This window comes from Arhodomonas aquaeolei DSM 8974 (assembly GCF_000374645.1).
GTDB classification, from domain to species: Bacteria; Pseudomonadota; Gammaproteobacteria; order Nitrococcales; family Nitrococcaceae; genus Arhodomonas; species Arhodomonas aquaeolei.
Map to the genome: position 1 here is coordinate 71,400 of NZ_KB894803.1, position 23,235 is coordinate 94,634.

A 23,235-nucleotide genomic window follows, 5' to 3' on the forward strand; every position below is an offset into this window, starting at 1 on the left:
GTACATTTAGTTCAATCCCGGACTATTCGGGTGGGCCGACGGGGTGGGGCCATCGGGCGCCGCCCGGGAGACCGCGTCGGCCCGGCGGACGAGGCCCGTCACGCCAGGGCCGCAGGGCGATCCGGCGGGTCATTGCATCCGTGGACCGGAGGGCGGATGTGTCGGTGCGCCGGGGCGGGCGGTGGTCGCGTTTACCGCGCCGCGGCCGGAAGACGCTGGCAGCCGGTGCGCGGGGCCCGTCCTTTCAAGCGCTACCGTCGGCGAAACGGTAGGTGTTGCCGCCGCTGCCCTTGGCGGCGTACATCGCCTGGTCCGCCTGCTGCATCAGCGCCTCGGGCGAGGCGTCGATCTCGGGAAAGATCGCGATGCCGATGCTGCAGCCCACGGCGTGAGTGACCTCGTCGACGGTCACCGGGTGCGCGGCGAGCTCGATGACCCGCTCGGCGAGCACCTCCCCGGCGTGACGCCACTGGCGATGGGTGTTCACCCGGGCGACCACGACGAACTCGTCGCCGCCGACCCGGCCCACGGAGTCGGATCCGCGCAGGGTCCCGGCGAGGCGTTCGGCCAGGATCTTCAGCACCTCGTCGCCGACGCCGTGGCCGTAGGCGTCGTTCACCGGCTTGAAGCCGTCCAGATCGATGAACAGGCACAGCACCGCGGTGCCGTCGCGTTGCGCCTCGTCGGTGGCCTTGTGCAGCCGGTCCATCACCAGCGTGCGGTTGGGCAGTTCGGTGAGGTCGTCGTGGGTAGCCATGCGTCGCAGGGTGCGCTCGCGGATGCGCGCGGCGCGGTATTCGCTGGCGAGCTGCATGCGCAGCAGCTCGCGGAGGCGGTACGCGGCCCGCCGCTGGGGGATGCGCCAGGTCTCGCTGGTGCCCCGCACCTCCTCCAGCCACAGCTCGAAGGAGCCGCGGGGGGTCAGGCGTGTGGCCCCGTCCGTGTCGTCCGCGCCGGGTTTCTCGGGGTTGCCGGCCCACGGGATGGAGAAGGGGTTCTCGCCGCGCAGCCACAGGCAGTAGTCCTCGCCGTCCCGGGAGATCGGCAGGTACATGTAGCCGGCGATCCAGGCGTCCGCCCTGTCTTCCGGGCGGATATCCGCGGCGAGGCGGTCGCTGTGGACGAGCCGGTCGTTGGCCGGCGTCGCGGCGTGGGCCACGATCCGATCCTCGGTCGTCGTGGCGATCCGCTCGCCCAGCACGGTCCGGTTGTCCGCGATGTGGAGGACCAGCGAACGGCTGCGGAAGGCCCCGAGCAGCCGTTCGCTGTGCGAATGCATGGCCTCGGCGAGTTCGTTCCCGGACTGCAGCAGGCCGCGCAGGCTGTCGATCTCCTCGACCGCGGCGGCGGTCTCAGCGTCGATCTCGCGGCGCAGGTGCGACTCGATCTGCAGCCCGAGCATGCGCGCGACGGTGTCGCAGAACTGGCGCAGCGGCTGTGGCATGGCCTTGGGCGTGTCGGACTGGCACACGATCATGCCCCAGAGCTCGCCCTCCACCAGCAGCGACATCACCAGCGTTGCCGTCACGCCCATGTTGCGCAGGTACTCCAGGTGCACCGGGGAGACCGAGCGCAGCAGACAGTCGCTCATGTCCAGCGGCCGATCCGTGCCGGAGATCAGGGCGGTGGGCGTGTACTCGATGTCCGGGATCACGCGGATGCGGTTGCGCCGGTAGAGGGCCCGGGCCTGGGCCGGGATATCCGTGTGGGGGAAGTGATGGCCCTCGAAGCGCGGCGGCACACCGTTGGTGGTCTCGGCCACCACGTCGCCGTTCCAGGCATCGTCGAAACGGTAGGCGAGCACGCGCATGTAGCCGGTGGCCGCGGCGATCTCCTCCACCGCCAGGGTCAGGAGCTCCTCCGAGCCCGTTGCCTTGCCGGTGCGTGAGATGGCCGAGACCTGGTGCTGCAGCAGCGTCCGGGAGAGCTCGATGGGGCTGTCCGGCTCCAGCTCGGCGACCAGCTCGCTGCCGACCCGGTGGACGGTCACCGAGACCGCCCGTTCCCCTGCTCTTCCCGCCTTCAGCGTGCCGCTGGTCACGCGGTGACCGTTGTCGAGGCCCCTTGCCGCCTCGCGGATGACGCTGGCCAGCCCGTCGCCGGTGAGTCCGGCCAGCGGGCGGTTCAGGCAGGCCTCCGGCGGGGTGTCGGCCGCTGTCGCCGTCACTGACGAGCATCAGGCCGAACGGCTGGATCTGTCCGGGTACGTGGATGGGTTCGCGGTCGCAGTGGCTGAGGTCGATATCGGTGATTCCGCCCTCCTGGCTCATGCCGGGGTGTCGGTGATGTCGGCGTCGTCGGTGTCGAGTATGTGGCGCTTCGGCCAGCCCTCGCGCATCAGCGCCTCGGCCTGCGCCGCTTCCACCGGCCGGGCGATGTAGAAGCCCTGGGCGGCGTCGCAGTCGAGGCGGCGCAGCTGTATCAGGGTCCTGGCGTCCTCCACGCCCTCGCCCACCACCTCCAGTCCGAGGTCGTGGGCCATCTGGATGATGCGGCGCACGAGCGCGAAGTCGTAGGGCTGGTTGGGCATGCCCGTGATGAACGAGCGGTCCAGCTTGAGGGTGGTGATGGGCAGAGAGCGGAGGTAGGCCAGCGAGGCATAGCCGGTGCCGAAGTCGTCCACCGCGATGCCGACGCCGGCCTCGCGCAGCGCTTCCAGCTGCCTGAGGCGGGAGCCCTTCACGTTGAGCAGCGAGCGCTCGGTGATCTCCAGCTCCAGGCCGCACGGGTCGATCCCCAGGCCCACGAGGCGGTCGTTGATGAAACGCAGCAGGTGGTCGCTGTTGAGGTTGCGCGCCGAGAGGTTCACCGCCACCGAGGCACTCGTGCCGTTGGCGTGCCACTCCGCGAGCTGGGTGAGTGCCTGCTCGACGGTCCAGCGCGTGAAGGTGTCCACCATCCGGGTCTGCTCGATCATCGGGATGAAGGTCCCCGGGCTCACGAGTCCGCGTTCCGGGTGCTGCCAGCGTGCCAGGGCCTCCGCGCCGCGCAGTCGCCGGGTGCGCAGGTCGAGGCTCGGCTGGAAGACCAGCCGGAACTCGTTGTCCGCGATCGCCCGCTCGACTTCGCCGAGGAGCTTGAGGCTGTGCTGGAAGTCCGATTCCTTGCGGTAATTGTAGACCGCGACCTCGGAGCCTTCCGCCACCGCGCGATTGGCGGCGACATCCGCCTTGGAGACCAGCTCGGCCGGGTCGGTCTCCTCGGCGCGCTCCCGGGCGATGCCCGTGGCGATGTCGAGGAATACCGGTACCCCGTCGAGCTCCACCGGCGAGCCCGCGAGGCGGTCGATCTCCGCCATCAGCTCGCGGCGGGTCACGCCGCCGGCGCCGTCGTGGACGATCGTCATCCGGTCCGGGCCGCTGCGTCCCACGAACAGTCCCGCGCCGAAACGCTTGCGCAGCGAGTCCGCGAAGGTCCGGAACACCAGTGCCGTGTTGCGGTGGCCGAAGGTCTCCACCAGCTTGTCGTGGTTCTGGACCCGCAGCGCGATCACGGTCACGCGGTCGCGTTCGCCCGCGTCGCGGCGGCGGCTCAGGCGGTTGAGGTGGCGGCGTATCGCGGTGAGGTTGGGCAGCGACGAGAGCGGGTCGCGGAAGCGCAGGTCCGTGAGCCGCTCCGCCTGGACCCGGCTCTGGTGCACGGCATAGCCGACCAGCCCGCCGACGGCGGCAAACCACAGCGTGCGCACGCCCCAGTGGAGTGCCAGCTCCCCGGCGGAGCGCTGGATTTCACCGGTCCCGACCCCGAGCACCGGCCCGACCAGGATGCCCGCTGCCATTCCCGTGAGCAGGCCCGCGCGGGCGCCGTGGGCGTAGGCCGCCAGCAGGATGGGGGCGTACATGAAGTGGGTCACCACGCTTGGCGGGCCGCCGTCCAGGACGATGAACAGCGACGCACAGGCGGCCAGCAGCACGATGGCGAGGGTGGTACGGGTACCCCTGCGGGGAAGCGCGCGCAGGAGGTGGGGCAGCGAGTCCGTGGACGCGGCTGGTGAGGTCTGCGACATGTCCCGGTGGTTCCCCGCGGTGTCCTGGGTGGCATTCAGCCGGATCGTGGTACGTCCGCGAACCCGTTCCCGGGGCTCCGGCGGACGCTGCGCCGGGCGATTGCCCGGGGGCCGGTCACCATGTGCGCCCTCCTGCGATCGTGACAGGTTTCATTCTATAGAAGGTGGGGGGAGGTTCAAGGAATCTTCCGACAGGAAGGCTACAAAAACGACGTTAACAGTATTATCGCGACAAAAACGCACACGATCGCGCGCTTTTCCCGCACGGAGCAGGTCTGTCGCCATAGCGCCATTGCGGCCATCCCGTATTGGCCGCCCCGGGGGCGCTGACTAGACTTCGGGGATGACCCTGCATCGCATGCCACTGCCGGACGTCGCTCCCGTCTCCGCACGGGCGCTGCTGCGCGGCGCCGCGGCCGTGCTGATGCCGGCCCTGGCCTACTGGCTGGCCGCCCGCGTGGGCATGGTCTTCCTCATCGAACGGGCCGGCGTGAGCCTGCTCTGGCCCGCCGCCGGGGTCGCACTCGCCCTCGCCTGCCGGTTCGGTCCCCTCGCCGCCGCCGGTGCCGCGCTGGGGGCGCTGGGGGCCCACCTGGAGTCCGGCCACGACCTCCCGGCGTCGGTGGCCGTGGCCATCGGCATGGGGCTGGCCCCGTGGCTCGGCGCGGAGCTGATCGCCCGGGCACGGGTCCGTTTCGCCCTCGACCGGCCCTCGGACGTACTGGGCTTCCTGCTCGCCGGCGCACTGCCCTCCAGCGTCGCGAGCTCGCTGTTCGGGGCCGGTGTGCTCTGGCTCGCGGGCATCGCACGCTGGCCGGGCTTTCCGTCCCTGTGGTGGCTCTGCTGGATTGCGGACCTAATGGGAATCCTCCTGCTCGCACCGGCGCTGCTGGTCTCGCGGCCGCGGGGGCTCGGCCGGCGGGGCTGGCTGGAGGCGGGGGTGATCGCCGTGCTGACGCTGCTTGCGGCGGTGGTGGTCTACGGCGAGTGGCTGCCGCCGGACGCCATGCTCGGGCGGCCGCTGTCCTACCTGATCTTCCCGCTGGTGATCTGGGCGGCGATGCGCCTGGGGCCGGCGCTCACGGTGTGGCTGCTGCTGTTCCACGCCGCCATCGCCGCGGGTTTCACCGCCATGGATTCGGGGCCCTTCGCCCACGGGGCACTGAGCCAGGAGCTGCTGGCCCTGCACGCCCATCTCGCCATGGTCAGCCTCACCGGGCTGCTGCTCGCCGCCTCCATCGCCGGACGCCGCCAGGCCGAGGAGCGCGCCCGCGCCTATCTCGACGAGCTCGCCCACGCCGGGCGGGTCAGCGCGATGGGGGAGATGGCGGCGGGGCTGGCCCACGAGCTCAACCAGCCGCTGTGCGCCATCGCCACCTACGCCCAGGCCGCCCGCCGGCTGGCCGGTGACGACACCGATCCGACCCTGGTCCGGGCGCTGGAGCGGCTGGACGACAACGCCCGCCGTGCCGGCGGGATCATCCGCCAGATGCGCAATTTCGTGCGCGGCGGCGAGCCCGAGAGCGAGCGCGTCGCCACCAACACGCTGGTCCGCGAGGGCCTGGCGCTCACCGCGGCGGCCGTGCGCCAGGGCGGCGTGGCCCTGCGTCTGCACCTCGATCCGGACGTGCCCGACGTGCGCGTGGCGACGGTCCAGATCCACCAGGTGCTGGTGAACCTCGTGCGCAATGCCGTGGAGGCCCTCGCCGCCGTGCCGGAGGCGCGGCGGCGCCTGGAGGTGATCACCGCGCGGCGCGCGGACGCACGGGTGGAGGTCACGGTGACGGATACCGGCCCGGGGATCCCGGCCCGCCTGCGCGATGCCCTGTTCGAGCCCTTCGTCAGCGGCGGCGGCGAGGGCATGGGCCTGGGGCTGTCGGTCTCGCGCTCGATCATCCGGCATCATGGCGGCGAGCTTCGCTTCGAGGATCGGCCCGGCGGCGGCTGCCGCTTCAGTTTCGACCTGCCGGCGGCAGGGGGGAGGGAGTCGGATGGCTGAGGAAAACGCGGTGCCGACGGTGTTCGTGGTCGACGACGACCCGGACGTGCGCGATGCGCTGGCGATGCTGCTTACCGCCGCCGGGCGGCCGGTGGAGACGTGGCCCAGCGCCGACGACTTCCTCGCCGGCTGCGCCCCGGAGCGGCGGGGCTGCCTCATCCTGGATGTCCGCCTGCCCGGGATGAACGGCCTCACCGCCCAGCAGGCGCTCGCCAGCCGTGGCTATACGCTGCCGGTGATCTTCATCTCCGGCCACGGCGACATCCCCATGGCCGTGCGCGCGGTCAGCGCCGGGGCGCTGGACTTCCTGGAGAAGCCGTTCAGCGATACGGCGGTGCTCGACTGCGTCGACCGGGCCCTCGCCGAGGACGAGCACCGGCGCGGCGAGCGCGAGCGCATCCTCGGCATCGAGCGCCGGCTGGCCCGGCTCACCCCGCGGGAGCGCGAGGTCATGGACCGGCTCGTCGAGGGCAAGGTCAACAAGATCGTCGCCCGCGAGCTCGACTGCTCCACCCGCACGGTGGAGATCCATCGCGCCCGGGTGCTGCACAAGATGGGTGTGGCCAATGTCTCCCAGCTCGTGCGCTACGTCCTCGGTCACCCGGACTATCCCGGTGCCGCCGCCCCGGCGGAGGAAGAGGAGAGCGGCGGCTAGCCGGGGCGTTCGGGTAACGTTTCCGCGGCCGTCATGGGCGTCTCCCGGCCCGTCCGGCGGCGCGGGCGACAGGCGGGGATGCGCCATTGCACGTATGCCTAGGCAGCCCCGTCTCCAGGGGGTATAATTGCTTCTGTCAATTGTATAAATGGGTTTTGATTGACGGGAGTGAGATGGTCCATATCAATTTCCGCGACCTGCGCTACCTGGTGGCCGTTGCCGACCATCGACACTTCGGCCGGGCCGCCGCCGCCTGCTACGTGAGTCAGCCGACGCTGAGTACCCAGATCAAGAAGCTGGAGCAGTACCTCGGCGTCCAGCTCGTGGAGCGGACCAACAAGCAGGTCATGCTCACCCCGATCGGCAAGATGATCGCCGAGCGGGCCCGTCACGTGCTCAACGAGGTCTCGGACATCGTCGACAGTGCCCGCGCCGCTGGTGATCCGATGGTCGGGGACCTGCGCCTGGGACTGATACCGACCATCGGTCCGTACCTGCTGCCCCACCTCATCCCGGCCCTGCGCAGTACCTATCCGAACCTGCGCCCGCTGCTCTACGAGCAGCAGACGGCGGATCTGCTGGAGCGCCTGCGTCGCGGCGAGCTCGACGCGGCGGTGATGGCGGTGCCGGTCCCCGGCGAGGGGCTCCTGCACGCGAGCCTGTTCCACGAGCCGTTCTATCTGGCGATGCCCCACGATCATCCACTGGCGCGCAAGCCGGAGGTCTCGCTGGGTGACATCGAGTCCGAGCACATCCTCCTGCTGGAGGAGGGGCACTGCCTGCGCGACCAGGCGCTGGATGTCTGCAACATGGTCGGCGCCCGCGAGGACGCCGGGTTCCGCGCCACGAGCATGGAGACCCTGCGGCAGATGGTCGCCGCCGGTGCCGGCATCACCCTGCTCCCGGCCCTGGCGGCCAAGGCCGCCGTCGGCCAGCCGGACAGCAACGCGGTGGTGCTGCGCTCGTTCGTCGACGCCCGCCCGACGCGGGAGATGGCGCTGTACTGGCGCAAGGGCTCGGCCCGCGAGCCCACCATCCGCGCCATCGCCGAGGTGATCCACGGCCTGGAGGCGGTCCACGAGCTTTCCGGGGAAGCGGTTGAGCTTGCCGGGTGAGCCGACGCGGGTCCCCGCTCTGATACAATCCGCGGGCATGGACGCCCTCGACGACGACATCTCGGATCTGCTCGCCCCCCTCAACGACGCCCAGCGCGAGGCGGTGGGTGCCCCCCTCGGCCACGCCCTGGTGCTCGCCGGCGCCGGCAGCGGCAAGACCCGCGTGCTCACCCACCGCGCGGCGTGGCTGGTGCGGGTCCACGGGGCTTCGCCCTGGTCCATCCTGGCGGTGACCTTCACCAACAAGGCGGCCGCGGAGATGCGCGGGCGCATCGAGTCGCTGCTCGGCATCAGCGGCGGTGGCATGTGGGTAGGCACCTTCCATGGCATCGCTCACCGGCTGCTGCGGCTGCACGCCGAGGAGGCCGGCCTGCCCAAGGGCTTCCAGATCCTCGACAGCGAGGACCAGCGCCGGCTGGTCAAGCGCGTGATGCGCGACGCCGGCGTCGACGACAAGCGCTATCCGGTGCGCCAGGTCCAGGGCTACATCAACGCCCGCAAGGACGAGGGCCGGCGTGCCGGTGAGCTCGACACCGACGACGCCTACACCGCGACCCTGGTCGAGCTTTATGGCGCCTACGACTCGGCCTGCCGGTCCGCCGGCGTGGTGGACTTTCCGGAGCTGCTGCTGCGCTGCTGCGAGATGTGGCGTGCCCACCCGGAGCTGCTCGATCACTACCGGCGCCGCTTCCGCCATGTGCTCATCGATGAGTTCCAGGACACCAACGGCATCCAGTACGACTGGCTGCGCCTGATCGCCGCCGAGGACGCGGACGTGTTCGTCGTCGGCGACGACGACCAGTCCATCTACGGCTGGCGCGGCGCGCGGGTGGAGAACCTGCAGCGCTACCAGCGCGACTACCCGGACACGCAGGTGCTGCGCCTGGAGCAGAACTACCGCTCCACGCGCACGATCCTGGACGCCGCCAACCACCTCATCGCCCACAACAGCGACCGCCTGGGCAAGTCGCTGTGGACGGACGGCGGCCAGGGCCATCCGATCAGCGTGTATGCCGCGTTCAACGAGCAGGACGAGGCGCGCTTCGTGGTCGAGCGCATCCGCGCTATGACCGAGGAAGAGGGCTACTCACGCAGCGACTTCGCCATCCTCTACCGCTCCAACGCCCAGTCCCGCACCTTCGAGGAGGCGCTGATCGGCAACCGCGTGACCTACCGCGTCTATGGCGGGCTGCGGTTCTTCGAGCGCGCCGAGATCAAGGATGCGCTGGCCTACCTGCGGCTGGTGGACAACCGCCACGACGACGCCTCGCTGGAGCGGGTGATCAACACCCCGGCGCGGGGCATCGGCGCGCGCACCGTCGAGGCCATCCGCACGGCCGCACGCACCCAGGGGATCAGCCTGTGGGAGGCGGCCCGCGGGGTCACCGGGCCCGGTGGGCTGTCGGCCCGCGCGGCACGGTCCGTGTCCTCGTTCATCGAGCTGGTGGACGATCTCGCTGCGCGCACCGCCGGGCAGTCCCTGCCGGACCAGGTGGAGACGGTGCTCGAGGTCAGCGGCCTGCGCGGCGCGCTGGAGAAGGAGGGCTCCGAGCGCGCCCGGGACCGGCTGGAGAACCTGGACGAGCTGATCAGCGCGGCGCGCACCTTCGAGCAGGAGGGCGAGATCGCCGAGGACATGCCGCCGATCACCGCGTTCCTGGCCCACGCCGCCCTCGAGGCCGGCGAGGGGCAGGGCGACGACGGCGAGGCCTGCGTCCAGCTCATGACCCTGCACTCCGCCAAGGGCCTGGAGTTCCGGGTGGTCTTCCTCGCCGGCATGGAGGAGGGGCTGTTCCCCCACCGCATGTCCATGGACGAGCCCGGGCGGCTGGAGGAGGAACGGCGCCTCGCCTACGTGGGCGTGACCCGCGCCCGCGAGCGGCTGTTCCTCAGCCACGCCGAACGCCGCCGCCTGCACGGGCGCGACGAGTACACCCTGCCGTCGCGTTTCGTCGGCGAGCTGCCCCCGGAACTCACCGAGATGGTCCGCGCGCGTTTCTCCGTGACCGGCCCCGGTGCCGTGCAGCGCCCGGTTGCCGCCTCGGCCGACGACGACGCGGATGGGGGGTTCGACCTCGGCCAGCGCGTGAGTCACCGCAAGTTCGGCGAGGGCACCGTGCTCAGCTACGAGGGCAGCGGCCCCGGCGCGCGGGTGCAGGTGCACTTCGACACCGCCGGCACCAAGTGGCTGGTGGCCTCCTTCGCCAACCTCCAGGCCTGCTGAGCGCGGCGGGCGGCTTTTCCCGGCGGTGGGCTACTGCCCTTGTCCCGACCGGATTTCCGATGAGGGATTGCCTGGAGCCTGGGCCTGACCTTCTCAAGGCGGTGCCGTGCCCGGTCGCCGGATGCGGGGGCACGGCGGGTACGGAAGGGACAGCGGGGACGGGGGTAGACCCCGTCCCCGTGGGGGCTACTTCTTGGGCAGCTTGGAGGCGACGCCCTCGACGTAGTAGTCCATCTTCAGCAGTGCCTCGTCGGAGAGGGTTTCGCCCTCCTTCGCCTTGACGCTGCCGTCCTTCGCGACCACCGGGCCGCCGAAGGGCTGGAGCTCGCCGTTGACGATCGCCTCCCGGGCCTTCATCACCTCCTGGCGTACGTCATCCGGGACGTCGCTGCTGAGCTCGGCGAGGTCGACCATGCCCGAGGCGATGCCGCCCCAGACGTCGCGGGAGGTCCAGGTGCCGTTGAGCACCTCGCGGGCGCGCTTGGTGTAGAAATCGCCCCACTGGTGGACCACCGCGGTGAGCTGGCTGTCGCCGCCGTACTTGGACATGTCCGAGTGGTAGGCGATGGCGTACTTGTCCCGCTCCGCGGCGGCCTGCACCACCGCATGGGAGTCGGTGTGGTGGGTCACCACGTCCGCGCCCTGATCCATCAGGGTCTCCGCCGCCTGGCGGGCCTTGGCCGGGTCGTACCAGGCGTTGATCCAGATGACGTTGACCGTCGCGTCCGGGTTCACCGAACGGGCGCCGCGGGTGAAGGCGTTGATCGCGCGGACGACCTCCGGGATCGGGAAGGCGGCGACGAAGCCGAGTTTGTTCGTCTCGGTCATCTCGCCGGCGATCATGCCCGCGAGGTAGCGGCCCTCGTAGAGCCGGGGCATGTAGGTGCCGACGTTCTTGGCCCGCTTGTAGCCGGTGGCGTGCTCGAAGACCGTGTTCGGGAACCGCTTGGCGACCTTGATCGTCGGGTTCATGTAGCCGAACGAGGTGGTGAAGATGAGGTCCGCGCCGCCGGAGGCGAGCTGGCGGATCACGCGCTCGGCGTCCGCGCCCTCGGGCACGTTCTCCACGAACTGGGTGGTGACCTTGTCGCCCAGCCGCTCCTCCATGGCCTTGCGGCCCTGGTCGTGCTGGTACGACCAGCCCGCGTCACCGATGGGGCTGACGTAGACGAAGCCCACCTTGATGTGGTCCTTGGGTTTCAGGTCGATGCCGTCCGAGGCGGCCAGCGTGGCTGTGGAGAATGCCGCCGCGGTCAGCCCGGTGGTGAGCGCGAGCAGCGCCCGTTTGAGTCTGCCGTGTCGCATGGATTGCCCTCCTGATGATGCGTCGTCGGCCGCGGCACCGCCGTCAGCCGGTGGCGAAGAACGGTTTGGTGAGCGAGGCCGGGCGGTTGAGCCGCAGCTTCGTCCGGTCCCGCGAGAGTATGACCAGTACCACGATGGTCGCGATATAGGGCAGGCTGGAGAGCGCCTGCGAGGGGATGGGCACGCCCAGCCCCTGCAGCTCGAAGCCCAGCCGCGTGATGCCGCCGAACAGGTAGGCCCCCGCCATCACGCGCCCCGGGCGCCAGGAGGCGAAGACCACCAGCGCCACCGCGATCCAGCCGCGCCCGGCGACCAGCCCCTCCACCCAGAGGTGGGGCTCGACCAGCGACATGTACGCCCCGCCGAGCCCGGCCAGGGCACCGCCGGAGAGCACCGCCAGGTAGCGGATGCCGATCACCCGGTAGCCCATCGCGTGTGCCGATTCCGGTGACTCGCCCACCGCGCGCATCACCAGCCCTGCCCGGGTATGGTAGGTGAAATAGATCACCGCCGCGCCGATCGCGATGCTGAGGTAGACCATCGGGTCCTGCTGAAAGAGGATCGGCCCGAGCACCGGGATGTCGGAGAGCAGCGGGATGTGCAGCTTGGCCAGGCCCTGGATGCCTTCGCCCTCGTAGGGCCGGCCCATGAACGCCGACAGGCCGACGCCGAAGATGGTCAGCGCGAGTCCGGAGGCGACCTGGTTGGCGCGGAAGGTCTGGGTGAGCAGCGCGAACAGCGATGCCATCGCCGCCCCGGCGAGCATGGACACGGCGAAGCCGGCAATCTGGCTGTCGGTCTCGACGAAGGCGATGAAGCCGCTCACCGCCCCCACCAGCATCATGCCCTCGGTGCCGAGGTTGAGCACCCCGGTCTTCTCGGCGAGGAACTCGCCGAGGCCGGCGAGCACCAGCGGCGTGCCCATGACCAGCGTCGCCGCAAGCCAGGTGACGATGTTGAAGCCCGCGATCTCCATCAGTTCGTCCCCTCCTGACTGCGCCGGGCCATGCGTAGGCGGAAATTCACGAAAAAGTCCACGGCGAGGATGAAGAACAGCAGCATCCCCTGGAACACACCGGTAACGGAATCCGGCACCTGCAGTGCGATCTGCGCACTCTCGCCGCCGAGGTAGATCAGTGCCATGAGCAGCCCGGCGAACAGGATGCCCACCGGGTGCAGCCGCCCGAGGTAGGCGACGATGATGGCGGCGAAGCCGTACTCCGGCGAGATGTCCGGCAGCAGCTGGCCGATAGGGCCGGCGACCTCGTTGACGCCGGCGAGCCCGGCGGCGCCGCCACCGATGAGCAGGCTCAGCCAGGTCATGCGCGAGGCGTTGATGCCGGCGTAGTGGGCGGCGTCCGGCGCCAGCCCGGCGGTGCGGATCTGGAAGCCCAGATACAGCCGCGAGAGCAGGAAGTACAGGCCCACAAGCGCACCCAGGGCGATCAGGAACGAGGGGTTCATGCGGATGCCCTCGATCAGTGGCGACCAGGTGGCGGACTCGCTGAACAGCCGGGACTCGGGGAAGCCGAAGCCCTCCGGGTTCTGAAGCGGCCCGTTGACCAGGTAGACCAGCAGCAGCTCGGCGACGTAGACCAGCATCAGGCTGACCAGGATCTCGCTGGTGTTGAAGCGCGTGCGCAGCAGCGCGGGGATCGCCGCCCAGGCCATGCCGCCGAGGGTGCCGGCGAGGAGCATCAGCGGCAGCACCCACCAGGCGTCGACGCCGTGGAAGACCAGCGCCACGGTACCGCCGCAGATGCCGCCGAGCACCAGCTGGCCCTCGGCGCCGATATTCCACACACCGGCGCGGAAGCCCACGGTCAGGCCCGCGGCGATCAGGATCAGCGGTGCGGCCTTGATGGTGAGCTCACCGAGCCCGTAGAGGCTGTTCACGGGCTGGATGAAGAACACGTAGAAGGCGTTGAGCGGGGCCTTGCCGAGGGCGGCGAAGATCACCAGCCCGAAGGCGAGGGTCAGCGCGCCGGCGATCAGCGGCGCCGCGTAGAGCATGGCCCGGGAGGGCTCGGGGCGTTTCTCGAACTTAAGCGACATCATGCGCGCCCTCCCGCGTCGAGCCGCCGTCCGCGCCCGGGAACAGTCCGCCCATCCAGCGGCCGACCTCCTCGTAGGACGTCTCCGCCACCGGTTTCGCCGGCGACAGGTGGCCGTTGAAGATCACCGCCACCCGGTCGCTGATCTCGAAGAGCTCGTCCAGGTCCTCGGAGAAGACCAGCAGGGCGCAGCCCTGCGCGCGCAGGTCCACCAGCGCCTGGTGGATGGCCGCGGCGGCGCCCACGTCCACGCCCCAGGTGGGCTGGCCCGCGATCAGTACCCGCGGGTGCTGCTCGATCTCGCGGCCGACGATGAACTTCTGCAGGTTGCCGCCGGAGAGGCTGCGCGCCTGGGCATCCACGCTCGGCGTGCGCACGTCGAAGCGCTCGCGGATGCGTTCGGCCAGCTGCCGGGCACGGGCGAAACGGATGAAGCCTCGTCCCACAAGACCCTGGTAGGCGCCGGTGAGCAGGGTGTTCTCCACCAGGTCCATGTCCGGCACGGAGCCTCGGCCGAGACGTTCCTCCGGCACGAAGGCGATACCGCGGCGGCGGCGCTCGGCGGGGTCGAGGCCGCCCACGGCCTCGTCGCCGAGGCGGATGCGGGTGGGATCCCCGCTGGTGTCCTCGCCGGAGAGCAGCCGCATCAGCTCCGCCTGGCCGTTGCCGGACACCCCGGCGATACCCATGACCTCGCCGCCGTGCACGTCCAGGTTCATGTCCACCAGGCTCACGCCGAAGGGGTCGTCGGTGGGTCGTGAGAGCCCGTCGAGGCGGAGCACCGGCGCCGGTGTGGGGGTACTCGCCGGACGCTCGGCGCGGGGGATTTCGCTGCCGATCATCATCTCCGCGAGTGAGTGCGGCGTCTCCTCGCGGGGGTCGCAGTGGGCGGAGACGCGCCCGTGGCGGAGTACCGTCGCCGACTCGCAGAGCTGCTGGATCTCGGCGAGCTTGTGACTGATGTAGAGGATGCTGATGCCCTCGTCACGGAGCTGGCGCAGGGTCGTGAACAGCCGCTCGATCTCGGTCGGCGTGAGCACCGAGGTGGGCTCGTCCATGATCAGCAGTCCGGGGTGCTGGAGCAGGCAGCGCACGATCTCCACGCGCTGGCGCTCGCCCACGGAGAGCTTGAGCACGGTGCGTCGCGGGTCCAGCGGCAGGCCATACAGCTCGGAGACCTCTACGATGCGGTCGTCGAGGTTGCGCGGATCATCGTTCACGTCCTCGAGGCCCAGGGCGATGTTCTCGGCGATGGTCAGGGTCTCGAACAGCGAGAAGTGCTGGAAGACCATGCCGATGCCCAGGTGGCGCGCCTGCGCCGGGGTGGCGATGGTAACCGGGTCGCCCTCCCAGTGGATGCGGCCTTCGTCGGGCTGGTGAACGCCGTACATGCACTTCACCAGCGTGCTCTTGCCGGCGCCGTTCTCGCCCAGCAGTGCGTGGATCTCCCCGGGCATCACCCGGAGGTCGACGTCCTCGTTGGCCACCACGCCCGGGAAGCGCTTGGTCACGCCCTCCAGCTCCAGACGCGGTATCACGGGCCGGTCCGCGGCGTCATGCGCCGTTGCATTCATGATCGAGTGTGCTCCCCGTTTCGTGCCCCGTTATGCCCCGCACTGGTGATACGGGTGCCCACGGCTGGTGCAGCCATCCGTTAGTGTGCCCGTTTCAGTGCGTTCGTCCAGTTGTCTACGAGGTCTGCCCGTAAAAGTAAGCATGATGCATGCCATGTTGTCCCCAGTTGTGGTCCGGGAATGGTTCGGAACATGGCGAACAGGGAGTGGTAATCCCGTTGCGGGGTACGCGGGCGTTCATGGCTCTCCTCCGGTGGCCGCGGGTGCGGCGCACAATTGTTGTCTCTCTGGGTGACAGGTTGTCTCTATTATTCTTTCAATCTGGTCGACAATTAGTCGCCGTGATTGGTTACACATAAAACTGGCCGCGTGTGCAGCCAAAGTCAACCATCAATGGGAGGGGGTGCCGGAGTGAGGGGCGGGAAGGCAGGCGGCGGGGCCCGCAAGGGGCCCCGCCGGGGGCGTGGCTCAGGAGTCGTCGGTCTCCAGGCCGAGCTTGGAGGTGTCGACACGGCGCAGTGCGAAGTCCGTGTAGGCGAGCTCGTTGGTGCCGTGCCAGGCGTACTGGCTGTCGCGGAAGTCCTTCCAGTGCTTGTAGACCTTGGCCCAGGTCTTGTTCTCCGCGGCCATGCCCTCGTACATCTCGAAGGCGTTCTTCTGCGCCGCCGCCATGATCTCGTCGCTGAACTTGCGCAGCTTCACGCCCCGCTCGACGAGCTTGTTGAGCGCGATGGGGTTGAGATAGTCGTAGTGGGCGACCATGCGCACGTTGGAGTCGGCCGCCGCGATCCGGATCGCCTCCTTGTAGGAGTCCGGGAGCTTGTCGTAGGCGTCCTTGTTCACGTAGATCGAGAACATGGCGCTCGGCTCCCACCAGGACGGATAGTAGTAGTTCTTGGCGACCTGCCAGAAGCCCAGACGCTCGTCGTCGTAGGGGCCGACGAACTCGGTGGCGTCGATCACGCCGCGCTCCAGCGCCGGATAGATCTCCGCGGCCGCGAGGGTCTGCACGTTGACCCCGAGGCTGGACATGATCTTGCCGCCGAAGCCGGGGATGCGCATCTTCAGGCCCTTGAGGTCGGCCAGGCCGTCGACACGCTTGCGGAACCAGCCGCCCATCTGCGTGGTGGTGTTGCCGCCGGGGAAGGCCTTGATGTTGAAGTTCGAGAAGACCTCGTTGTTCAGCAGCTCGCTGCCGCCGCCGTAGTACATCCACGCGTTCTGCATGCGGGTGGTCATGCCGAAGGGAATGGCGGTGTCCAGCGCCAGGGTCGGCTCCTTGCCTACGTAGTAGTAGGACGCCGTGTGGCCCATCTCCGCGGTGCCGGACTGGCAGGCGTCGAGGACCTGGAGGCCGCCGACGAGCTCGCCCGCGGCGTAGGTGCGTACGTCGAAGCGGCCCTCGGTGAGCATGGACAGGCGCTTGCAGAAGTCCTCGGCGCCGCCGTAGAGGGTCTCGAGGCTGGTCGGCCAGCTCGTGGCCATGCGCCAGCGGATGCGCGGGCCCTGGGCGTGGACGTACGGGGCGCCGACGGCGGCGGCGCCGGCCACCGCGCCGGCACCGGCGGACTTGACGAAGTCACGACGTTTCATGAGAGCTCTCCTCGTCGGGTTGTTGTGCGGCCACCCCCCTCGGATGGCCGCGTCAGTAGCCTGAGTACGGCACCAGCCACGTCACCAGTGACGGGAACACGATGACCAGCGTCAGGGCGATGATCTGTATCGCGATAAACGGCACCACGCCGCGGTAGATCTCGGTGGTGCGCACGTTCGCCGGGGTGACGCCGCGCAGGTAGAACAGCGAGAACCCGAACGGCGGCGTGAGGAACGAGGTCTGCAGGTTCATGGCGATGATCACGCCGAACCAGACCAGATTGATGTCCAGCCGGGCGGCTGCCGGCACCAGCAGCGGCAGCACGATGAAAGCGATCTCGAAGAAGTCGATGAAGAAGCCCAGGCCGAAGACCACCAGGTTGGCGATGATCAGGAAGCCGATCTCGCCGCCGGGCAGGTTGGTGAGCAGGTCCTCGATCCACATGTCGCCGTAGAAGCCCCGGAACACCAGGCTGAACGCCCGCGAGCCCACCAGGATGAAGATCACCATGGAGGTGAGCTTGGCCGTGGACTGCATGGTGCCGTTGAGCGCGGTCAGGGTCAGGCGGCGGTTGAGCGCGGCCAGCACCATCGCGCCGACCGCACCGAACGCGCCCGCCTCGGTGGGCGTGGCGATGCCCGCGAAGATGGTCCCGAGCACCACCACGATCAGCACCAGCGGCGGGATCATCACGAACCCGACCCGCAGCAGCAGCGCGGGGATATTGTCGGGGCGGTCCTCCGGCGGCAGCGCCGGCGCCGCCGCCGGCCGCAGGGTGGCGACCGCGCCGGCGTAGATCGCGTACATGCACGCCAGTGCCACGCCGGGCAGCAGCGAGCCGCGGAACATGTCGCCCACGGACACGCCGATCTGGTCGGCGAGCACGATCAGCACGATGCTCGGCGGGATCACCTGCCCGAGTGTGCCCGACGCGGCGATCACGCCGGTGGAGAGGCTGCGCGAGTAGCCGTAGCGCAGCATCACCGGCAGCGAGATCAGGCCCATGGCGACTACCGTCGCGCCGACCACGCCGGTGGCCGCGGCGAGCAGCGTGCCTACGACGATCACCGACAGTGCGAGTCCGCCGCGAACCGGGCCGAAAAGCTGACCCATGGTCTTGAGCAGGTCCTCGGCCAGGCCGGAGCGCTCCAGCATGGTGCCCATGAAGATGAAGTACGGCACCGCCAGCAGGGTGTAGTTCTCCATGATGGAGAAGATCCCCTGGGGCAGGGCGGTGAGCAGGTTGGGTCCGAAGGCGTCGGCCCAGAAACCGACGGGGACGAAGGCCATGGCCGCGCCGGCCAGCGCGAAGGCCACCGGGTAGCCGGAGAAGATGAACACCAGCGCGACGAGGAACAGGAACCCGGCGTAATACTCAATGATCATGGCACGTCCGTCCCGTGGGTCGCCTCGTCCTCACCCTCGGCCGCTTCGCTGTCGTCGAACAGCCGTTTGCGGTGGCCGGTGAGCACTGCCCCCGACTTGACCGCCTGCGAGAACCCCTGGAGGAGGAGGAGCACGAAGGCCACGGGTACCACCGTCTTGATCGGGTAGCGGGCCAGTCCGCCGGGGTTGCCCGAGCTCTCCCAGGTCTGCCAGGACAGTGCCGCCCACTTGGTGGACAGCCAGATCACGAGCATGCAGAAGGGGATCAGGAAGAGCACGCTGCCGAGGAAGTCCACCCATGCCTTGCCGCGCTCGGAGAGCCGGCCGTAGAGGACGTCCACGCGGACGTGGCCGTCGCTGGAGAGCGTGTGCCCGGCGCCGAGGAGGAAGACGATCCCGAACAGGTACCACTGCGCCTCGAGGTAGGCGTTCGAGGCGAGGTTCTCGCCGATGTAAGAACCGAGGTAGCGTACCGAGGCGTTGTATACGCCGATGAGGATCATCGCCAGGGCGAGCCAGTAGACCGCACGGCCTATCCAGCGGTTGAGGCAGTCGATCCCCCCGGCGATTCTGAGCAGAAACCGCATTCAGGCTCCCTTGCTGGCGGGTGGACCGGGTGGGTACGCCCCGCCGATTGTCGTTATCCCGCTGCCAGCAGCCGTGCCCGTCGTGGATCGGCACGCGGGCGCACGCGCGCTGGTCGGACCAATCGAGCGGCCAACGCTAGCGAGCGGTCCGCAAGGCGTCAAGCTGCAACGCAGCAGTCTACCAGCGCAGCAGCTCCCAGCGGTGGATGTCCGGGGCGTCCAGGTTTTCCGGCGGGCGGTCGTTGAGGCGGCCGTCGCCGTTGCTGTCGTAGAGGTAGTAGGCGGGGCCCGTGCGCGGATCGATACGCACCGCGTAGACGCGCCCGTTGACGCTGTACTCGCGGATCTCCGCCCAGGGGCGGGAGATGATCTGCACGCCCGGTTCGATTTCCTCGCCCTTGGTCAGCGCCTCCGGCGGCGGCGGGGCGACGATGTTCGGCTTGGATTTGCCCTGCTCGTCAGCGGCGTGGGCCGCGCCGGCGAACACGGCGGCGGCGATCAGCAGGGCGGGCCAGAATGCACGCATGCGCGCTCCTTGTTTACAGGTCGAGGAGGATGTCCGTCTCCGCCTGGGACGGCTCGAAGCCGCGATTCTCGTAGTGGTCGAAGATGGCGTCCACCACGGCCTGCGGCTCGTCGATGATCTGGAACAGATCCATGTCGTCCGGGTTGATGGTGCCCTCGGCGATCAGGCTGTCCCGGAACCAGTCCACCAGGCCGCGCCAGTAATCGGCACAGACCAGGATGATCGGGATCCGCCGGGTCTTGCCGGTCTGCACCAGCGTGAGGATCTCGGCGAGCTCGTCCAGGGTGCCAAAGCCGCCGGGCAGGACCACGTACGCAGAGGCGTACTTGACGAACATCACCTTCCGCGAGAAGAAGTGGCGGAAGTTCAGCGCGATGTCCTGGTAGGGGTTGCCTACCTGCTCCTGCGGCAGCTGGATGTTGAGGCCGATGCTCGGTGACTTGCCGGCGAACGCCCCCTTGTTGGCGGCCTCCATGATCCCGGGGCCGCCGCCGCTGACCACCGAGAAGCCGGCGTCCGAGAGGGCGCGGGCGATGTCCTCGGCGAGGCGGTAACGCGGGTTGTCCGGCGGGGTGCGCGCCGAGCCGAACATGCTCACCGACGGCTTGATGCGGGCCAGCCGCTCGAAGCCCTCCACGAACTCCGCCATGATCTGGAAGATCTTCCACGACTCCCGGGTCATCACGGAGTCGTTGACCTGGGAGCGTTCACGCTGCTCGAGGGATTCCCATCGCTTGTGCGTCAAGATCGCCTCTCCCCGCATCCGGGCCCATGGGTGTCCGGCCATCGGCGGCCGGCAGCGGCGCCGGCCGGCGCCGCGCCTTCACTGTAACCCCGGGTGCGCTCTTGTACCATATGGCCTCCATGATACGACCGCCGAACGGGAACGCGCATGAGTGACCACCCTCCCCTCATCCTGGTGGACGGCTCGTCCTACCTCTACCGCGCCTACCATGCGCTGCCGCCCCTCTCCACCGCGGACGGCACCCCGACCGGGGCCATCTACGGCGTGGTGAACATGCTGCGCAAGCTCCTCGCGGAGTATCCGGACAGCCCGGTGGGGGTGGTCTTCGACGCGCCGGGGCGGACCTTCCGCGACGAGCTCTTCGAGGAATACAAGGCCAACCGCCCGCCCATGCCCGACGACCTGCGCAGCCAGCGCCAGCCCCTCGCGGAGATCGTCGAGGCCATGGGGCTGCCGCACATCGAGATCGCCGGCGTGGAGGCGGACGACGTCATCGGCACGCTGGCGGCCCAGGCCCACGCGGCGGGCCGGGGCCTGCTGGTCTCCACCGGCGACAAGGACATGGCGCAGCTGGTCAGCGAGCACGTGACCCTGCTCAACACCATGTCCGGCACGGTGCTGGACGTCGCCGGCGTGGAGGAGAAGTTCGGCGTCACCCCCGGGCAGATCATCGACTACCTCGCCCTGGTCGGCGATACCTCGGACAACATCCCCGGTGTCCCCGGCGTGGGCCCGAAGACCGCGGTGGCCCTGCTCGCCCACTTCGGCGACCTGGACGCCCTTTACGCCCGCCTCGACGAGGTCGCCGAGGTGAAGGTCCGCGGGGCCAAGGGCCTCGGCGCCAAGCTGGAGGCCAACCGTGAGCAGGCGTTCCTCTCACGGGATCTCGCGACCATCCGCTGTGACCTGACGCTGGATGTCCGCCCGGAGACCATCGGCCGCGGCGAGCCGGACACCGCCCGGCTTGCCGAGCTGTACCGCCGCTACGAGTTCGGCCGCTGGCTCGACGAGCTGCTCGCCGACGCCCCGGAGGCGGAGGACGGGGATGCGCGCGGCGCGGACAAGGCCGATTACCAGTGCGTGCGCGACGAGCCCGCGCTTGACGCGTGGCTGCGGCGGCTGGAGGCGGCGGAGTGCTTCGCCTTCGACCTGGAGACCGACAGCCTCGCCTACATGGATGCCGCCATCGTCGGCCTGTCCTTCGCCGTTACCCCGGGGGGGGCCGCCTACGTGCCGGTGGCCCACAGCACGGACGACGCCGACGGCCAGCTCGCCCGCGAGACGGTGCTGGAGCGCCTGCGCCCGCTGCTCGAGGACGACAGCCACGCCAAGGTGGGCCAGAACCTCAAGTACGACATGTCCGTGCTCGCCCGCTACGGCATCACCCTGCGGGGCGTGCGCTTCGACACCATGCTGGAGTCCTATTGCCTCGACTCCACGGCGACCCGCCACGACATGGACTCGCTGGCGCAGAAATACCTCGGCCACCGGACCATCAAGTTCGAGGAGGTCGCCGGCAAGGGCGCCAAGCAGCTGACCTTCGACCAGGTCGAGGTGGCCACCGCCACCGACTACGCCGCCGAGGATGCGGACATCACCCTGCGCCTGCACGAGACCCTGTGGCCGCGCCTGGAGGCGCTGCCCGGTCCGGCCGCGGTGTTCCGCGACATCGAGATGCCGTTGCTACCGGTGCTCTCGCGCATGGAGCGCACCGGCGTGCGCGTCGACCGCGAGCTGCTCGCGCGCCAGAGCGGCGAGCTCGCCGAGCAGATGGCCACCATCGAGGGCCAGGCCTTCGATGCCGCGGACGGCGAGTTCAACCTCTCCTCGCCGAAGCAGATCCAGGAGATCCTCTTCGAGCGCCAGGGCCTGCCGGTGCTGCAGAAGACCCCCAAGGGCCAGCCCTCCACCGCGGAGTCGGTGCTCGAGGAGCTCGCCGCCCGCGGCCACGAGCTCCCGCGGCTGATCCTCGAGCACCGGGGCCTGGCCAAGCTCAAGTCGACCTACACCGACAAGCTGCCGCGACTGATCCACCCGCGCACCGGCCGGGTGCACACCTCCTTCCACCAGGCGGTGGCCGCCACCGGGCGGCTGTCCTCCTCGGACCCGAACCTCCAGAACATCCCGGTGCGCACGCCGGAGGGCCGGCGCATCCGCCGGGCGTTCATACCCCGGGAGGGCTGCCGGCTGATGGCCGCGGACTACTCCCAGGTGGAGCTGCGCATCATGGCCCACCTCTCCGGCGACGAGGGGCTCACCCGGGCGTTCGCCGAGGGCGCGGACATCCACCGCGCCACCGCCGCCGAGGTCTTCGGTGCCGAGCCCGCGGCGGTGACCGACGAGCAGCGCCGCGCCGCCAAAGCGATCAACTTCGGGCTGATCTACGGGATGTCCGCCTTTGGCCTGGCCCGCCAGCTCGGCATCGAGCGCGCCGACGCCCAGACCTACGTGGACCGCTACTTCGAGCGCTACCCCGGTGTGCGCGCGTTCATGGAGCGCACCCGGGAGCAGGCCCGGGAGCAGGGCTACGTCGAGACCGTCTTCGGCCGGCGGCTCTACCTCCCGGAGATCAACAGCCGCAACGGCCAGCGCCGCCAGTACGCCGAGCGCACCGCCATCAACGCGCCCATGCAGGGCACCGCCGCGGACATCATCAAACGCGCCATGATCGTGGTGGACGACTGGCTCGGCCGCGAGCACGACGACGTGTACATGGTCATGCAGGTGCACGACGAGCTGGTCTTCGAGGTGCCCGAGGCCAAGACCGACGCGGTGGCGGAGCGGGTCAGCGAGGCGATGCGCCAGGCGGCGGCGCTGAACGTGCCCCTGGAGGTGGATGTCGGCGTGGGCGAGAGCTGGGAGGCGGCGCACTGACGGCATCCGCTCCGGGCGGTCGCGCGATTCCGACAAGTGGCGTGAAAAACCGTCGCGGCGCGCTGGAACCCCGGCGTGGATGTGCTGTCATTACAAGTGCGCCAGTGCCCGGCGCGGCTCACGTCTCACCCATTCCCACGGGTGCGTGAGCCTCTACCGGCCCGGTCCTGCCCCCAAGCCCGGGTCGCTTGCCCCGAGCCGCCATCCCCCATGGTGCTCGGGGTCTTTTATTTTCGGGCATTTATGTACGGGGCCGGGGAGCTCCTCCATGCCGCCGGCGTCGCCGGACAACCCCGATCCCGGATCGGTCGACTACGCGCGGCAACCGACGGTCGCGGTGGTGTGTCGCCCCGCATGCCGGGGCCCGTCGCTGGGGCGGGGGTGTCGCGCGCCTGTGGCGTCCGGTCCGCACGAACGCTCGACCGCTCTCCCCTTCCGTGGGCCGGCGGGTTCCCCTGTAACCGCTATTTTTGTACCCGTGATTGTCGATTGCCTTCGAGCAACCGGTCGATGGCAGATTCGGCGCGACGTCGGCTGCCGGGAGCAGCCGACCCAAGGGAGGGGCCGAACCGCCGCGATCCCGGGTACGTC

At 69.7% G+C, this 23,235-nt stretch carries 16 protein-coding genes and 1 pseudogene; 5 read left to right on the forward strand and 12 right to left on the reverse strand.

Translation table 11 applies throughout. The features are described 5' to 3' along the window. Window positions 1–244 precede the first annotated feature (244 nt). The 3 genes and pseudogenes from C516_RS0106170 to C516_RS0106175 form a co-directional block, all read right to left on the reverse strand. Window positions 245–2,167 (reverse strand): sensor domain-containing protein, encoded by a 1,923-nt coding sequence (locus C516_RS0106170; RefSeq protein WP_018717489.1) that lies wholly within the window; start codon window positions 2,165–2,167, stop codon window positions 245–247. Window positions 2,168–2,186: 19 nt separating this feature from the next. Further along, window positions 2,187–2,270: pseudogene (locus tag C516_RS21670) on the reverse strand (hypothetical protein); the annotation flags it as partial. Further along, window positions 2,267–4,006: a putative bifunctional diguanylate cyclase/phosphodiesterase gene (locus C516_RS0106175; protein ID WP_018717490.1), complete on the reverse strand. Its 1,740-nt coding sequence runs from the start codon at window positions 4,004–4,006 to the stop codon at window positions 2,267–2,269. The gene C516_RS0106175 and the pseudogene C516_RS21670, both read right to left, overlap by 4 nt. A 358-nt stretch (window positions 4,007–4,364) precedes the next feature. Between C516_RS0106175 and C516_RS20425 the strand changes: the two genes are divergently transcribed. The 4 genes from C516_RS20425 (at window position 4,365) to uvrD (ending at window position 9,999) form a co-directional block, all read left to right on the forward strand. After that, window positions 4,365–6,005, forward strand: coding sequence for an ATP-binding protein (locus tag C516_RS20425; RefSeq protein ID WP_018717491.1), 1,641 nt, complete (start codon window positions 4,365–4,367; stop codon window positions 6,003–6,005). Beyond that, complete coding sequence (locus tag C516_RS18780) at window positions 5,998–6,660, forward strand: response regulator transcription factor (RefSeq protein ID WP_018717492.1); 663 nt, start codon at window positions 5,998–6,000, stop codon at window positions 6,658–6,660. Before C516_RS20425 ends, C516_RS18780 begins: the two co-directional genes overlap by 8 nt. Window positions 6,661–6,833: 173 nt before the next feature. Further along, entirely contained in the window at window positions 6,834–7,775 is a 942-nt protein-coding gene (locus tag C516_RS0106190) for a LysR substrate-binding domain-containing protein (protein ID WP_018717493.1), read from the forward strand. A 37-nt stretch (window positions 7,776–7,812) separates the two neighbouring features. Continuing rightward, window positions 7,813–9,999: a DNA helicase II gene (uvrD, locus tag C516_RS0106195; RefSeq protein ID WP_018717494.1), complete on the forward strand. Its 2,187-nt coding sequence runs from the start codon at window positions 7,813–7,815 to the stop codon at window positions 9,997–9,999. Between the two features lie 186 nt (window positions 10,000–10,185). Here uvrD and C516_RS0106200 read toward each other — a convergent pair whose 3' ends face one another. From C516_RS0106200 to C516_RS0106240, 9 genes are all read right to left on the reverse strand, one after another. After that, on the reverse strand, window positions 10,186–11,304 hold the full coding sequence (locus tag C516_RS0106200; RefSeq protein ID WP_018717495.1) for a BMP family ABC transporter substrate-binding protein: 1,119 nt from the start codon (window positions 11,302–11,304) through the stop codon (window positions 10,186–10,188). Window positions 11,305–11,347: 43 nt separating this feature from the next. Further along, window positions 11,348–12,280, reverse strand: coding sequence for an ABC transporter permease (locus C516_RS0106205; RefSeq protein ID WP_018717496.1), 933 nt, complete (start codon window positions 12,278–12,280; stop codon window positions 11,348–11,350). Then, complete coding sequence (locus tag C516_RS0106210) at window positions 12,280–13,362, reverse strand: ABC transporter permease (RefSeq protein WP_018717497.1); 1,083 nt, start codon at window positions 13,360–13,362, stop codon at window positions 12,280–12,282. The genes C516_RS0106205 and C516_RS0106210 overlap by 1 nt, the downstream gene beginning before the upstream one ends. Further along, window positions 13,349–14,932: an ABC transporter ATP-binding protein gene (locus C516_RS0106215; protein ID WP_018717498.1), complete on the reverse strand. Its 1,584-nt coding sequence runs from the start codon at window positions 14,930–14,932 to the stop codon at window positions 13,349–13,351. Before C516_RS0106215 ends, C516_RS0106210 begins: the two co-directional genes overlap by 14 nt. Window positions 14,933–15,400: 468 nt before the next feature. Next, a complete protein-coding gene (locus C516_RS0106220; RefSeq protein WP_018717499.1) occupies window positions 15,401–16,525 on the reverse strand; it encodes a TRAP transporter substrate-binding protein in 1,125 nt (374 codons plus the stop codon). A gap of 52 nt (window positions 16,526–16,577) precedes the next feature. Further along, window positions 16,578–17,912: a TRAP transporter large permease gene (locus tag C516_RS0106225; RefSeq protein ID WP_018717500.1), complete on the reverse strand. Its 1,335-nt coding sequence runs from the start codon at window positions 17,910–17,912 to the stop codon at window positions 16,578–16,580. Next, complete coding sequence (locus tag C516_RS0106230; protein WP_018717501.1) at window positions 17,909–18,499, reverse strand: TRAP transporter small permease subunit; 591 nt, start codon at window positions 18,497–18,499, stop codon at window positions 17,909–17,911. Before C516_RS0106230 ends, C516_RS0106225 begins: the two co-directional genes overlap by 4 nt. A 178-nt stretch (window positions 18,500–18,677) precedes the next feature. Next, a complete protein-coding gene (locus C516_RS18785) occupies window positions 18,678–19,025 on the reverse strand; it encodes a DUF2782 domain-containing protein (RefSeq protein WP_018717502.1) in 348 nt (115 codons plus the stop codon). A 13-nt stretch (window positions 19,026–19,038) separates the two neighbouring features. After that, complete coding sequence (locus C516_RS0106240; protein ID WP_051088200.1) at window positions 19,039–19,707, reverse strand: LOG family protein; 669 nt, start codon at window positions 19,705–19,707, stop codon at window positions 19,039–19,041. 210 nt (window positions 19,708–19,917) lie between these two features. On the opposite strand from C516_RS0106240, the gene polA reads away from it, so the two are divergent. Beyond that, a complete protein-coding gene (gene polA, locus C516_RS0106245; RefSeq protein ID WP_018717504.1) occupies window positions 19,918–22,644 on the forward strand; it encodes a DNA polymerase I in 2,727 nt (908 codons plus the stop codon). The last annotated feature ends 591 nt before the right edge of the window (window positions 22,645–23,235 follow it).

What these genes read in the sequence shown, in the direction of transcription:
- C516_RS0106175 (WP_018717490.1), bottom strand. Translation starts at nt 4,006, where the DNA reads ATGTCGCAGACCTCACCAGCCGCGTCCACGGACTCGCTGCCCCACCTC.
- C516_RS20425 (WP_018717491.1), top strand. Translation starts at nt 4,365, where the DNA reads ATGCCACTGCCGGACGTCGCTCCCGTCTCCGCACGGGCGCTGCTGCGC.
- C516_RS18780 (WP_018717492.1), top strand. Translation starts at nt 5,998, where the DNA reads ATGGCTGAGGAAAACGCGGTGCCGACGGTGTTCGTGGTCGACGACGAC.
- C516_RS0106190 (WP_018717493.1), top strand. Translation starts at nt 6,834, where the DNA reads ATGGTCCATATCAATTTCCGCGACCTGCGCTACCTGGTGGCCGTTGCC.
- uvrD (WP_018717494.1), top strand. Translation starts at nt 7,813, where the DNA reads ATGGACGCCCTCGACGACGACATCTCGGATCTGCTCGCCCCCCTCAAC.
- C516_RS0106200 (WP_018717495.1), bottom strand. Translation starts at nt 11,304, where the DNA reads ATGCGACACGGCAGACTCAAACGGGCGCTGCTCGCGCTCACCACCGGG.
- C516_RS0106205 (WP_018717496.1), bottom strand. Translation starts at nt 12,280, where the DNA reads ATGGAGATCGCGGGCTTCAACATCGTCACCTGGCTTGCGGCGACGCTG.
- C516_RS0106210 (WP_018717497.1), bottom strand. Translation starts at nt 13,362, where the DNA reads ATGATGTCGCTTAAGTTCGAGAAACGCCCCGAGCCCTCCCGGGCCATG.
- C516_RS0106215 (WP_018717498.1), bottom strand. Translation starts at nt 14,932, where the DNA reads ATGAATGCAACGGCGCATGACGCCGCGGACCGGCCCGTGATACCGCGT.
- C516_RS0106220 (WP_018717499.1), bottom strand. Translation starts at nt 16,525, where the DNA reads ATGAAACGTCGTGACTTCGTCAAGTCCGCCGGTGCCGGCGCGGTGGCC.
- C516_RS0106225 (WP_018717500.1), bottom strand. Translation starts at nt 17,912, where the DNA reads ATGATCATTGAGTATTACGCCGGGTTCCTGTTCCTCGTCGCGCTGGTG.
- C516_RS0106230 (WP_018717501.1), bottom strand. Translation starts at nt 18,499, where the DNA reads ATGCGGTTTCTGCTCAGAATCGCCGGGGGGATCGACTGCCTCAACCGC.
- C516_RS18785 (WP_018717502.1), bottom strand. Translation starts at nt 19,025, where the DNA reads ATGCGTGCATTCTGGCCCGCCCTGCTGATCGCCGCCGCCGTGTTCGCC.
- C516_RS0106240 (WP_051088200.1), bottom strand. Translation starts at nt 19,707, where the DNA reads ATGACCCGGGAGTCGTGGAAGATCTTCCAGATCATGGCGGAGTTCGTG.
- polA (WP_018717504.1), top strand. Translation starts at nt 19,918, where the DNA reads ATGAGTGACCACCCTCCCCTCATCCTGGTGGACGGCTCGTCCTACCTC.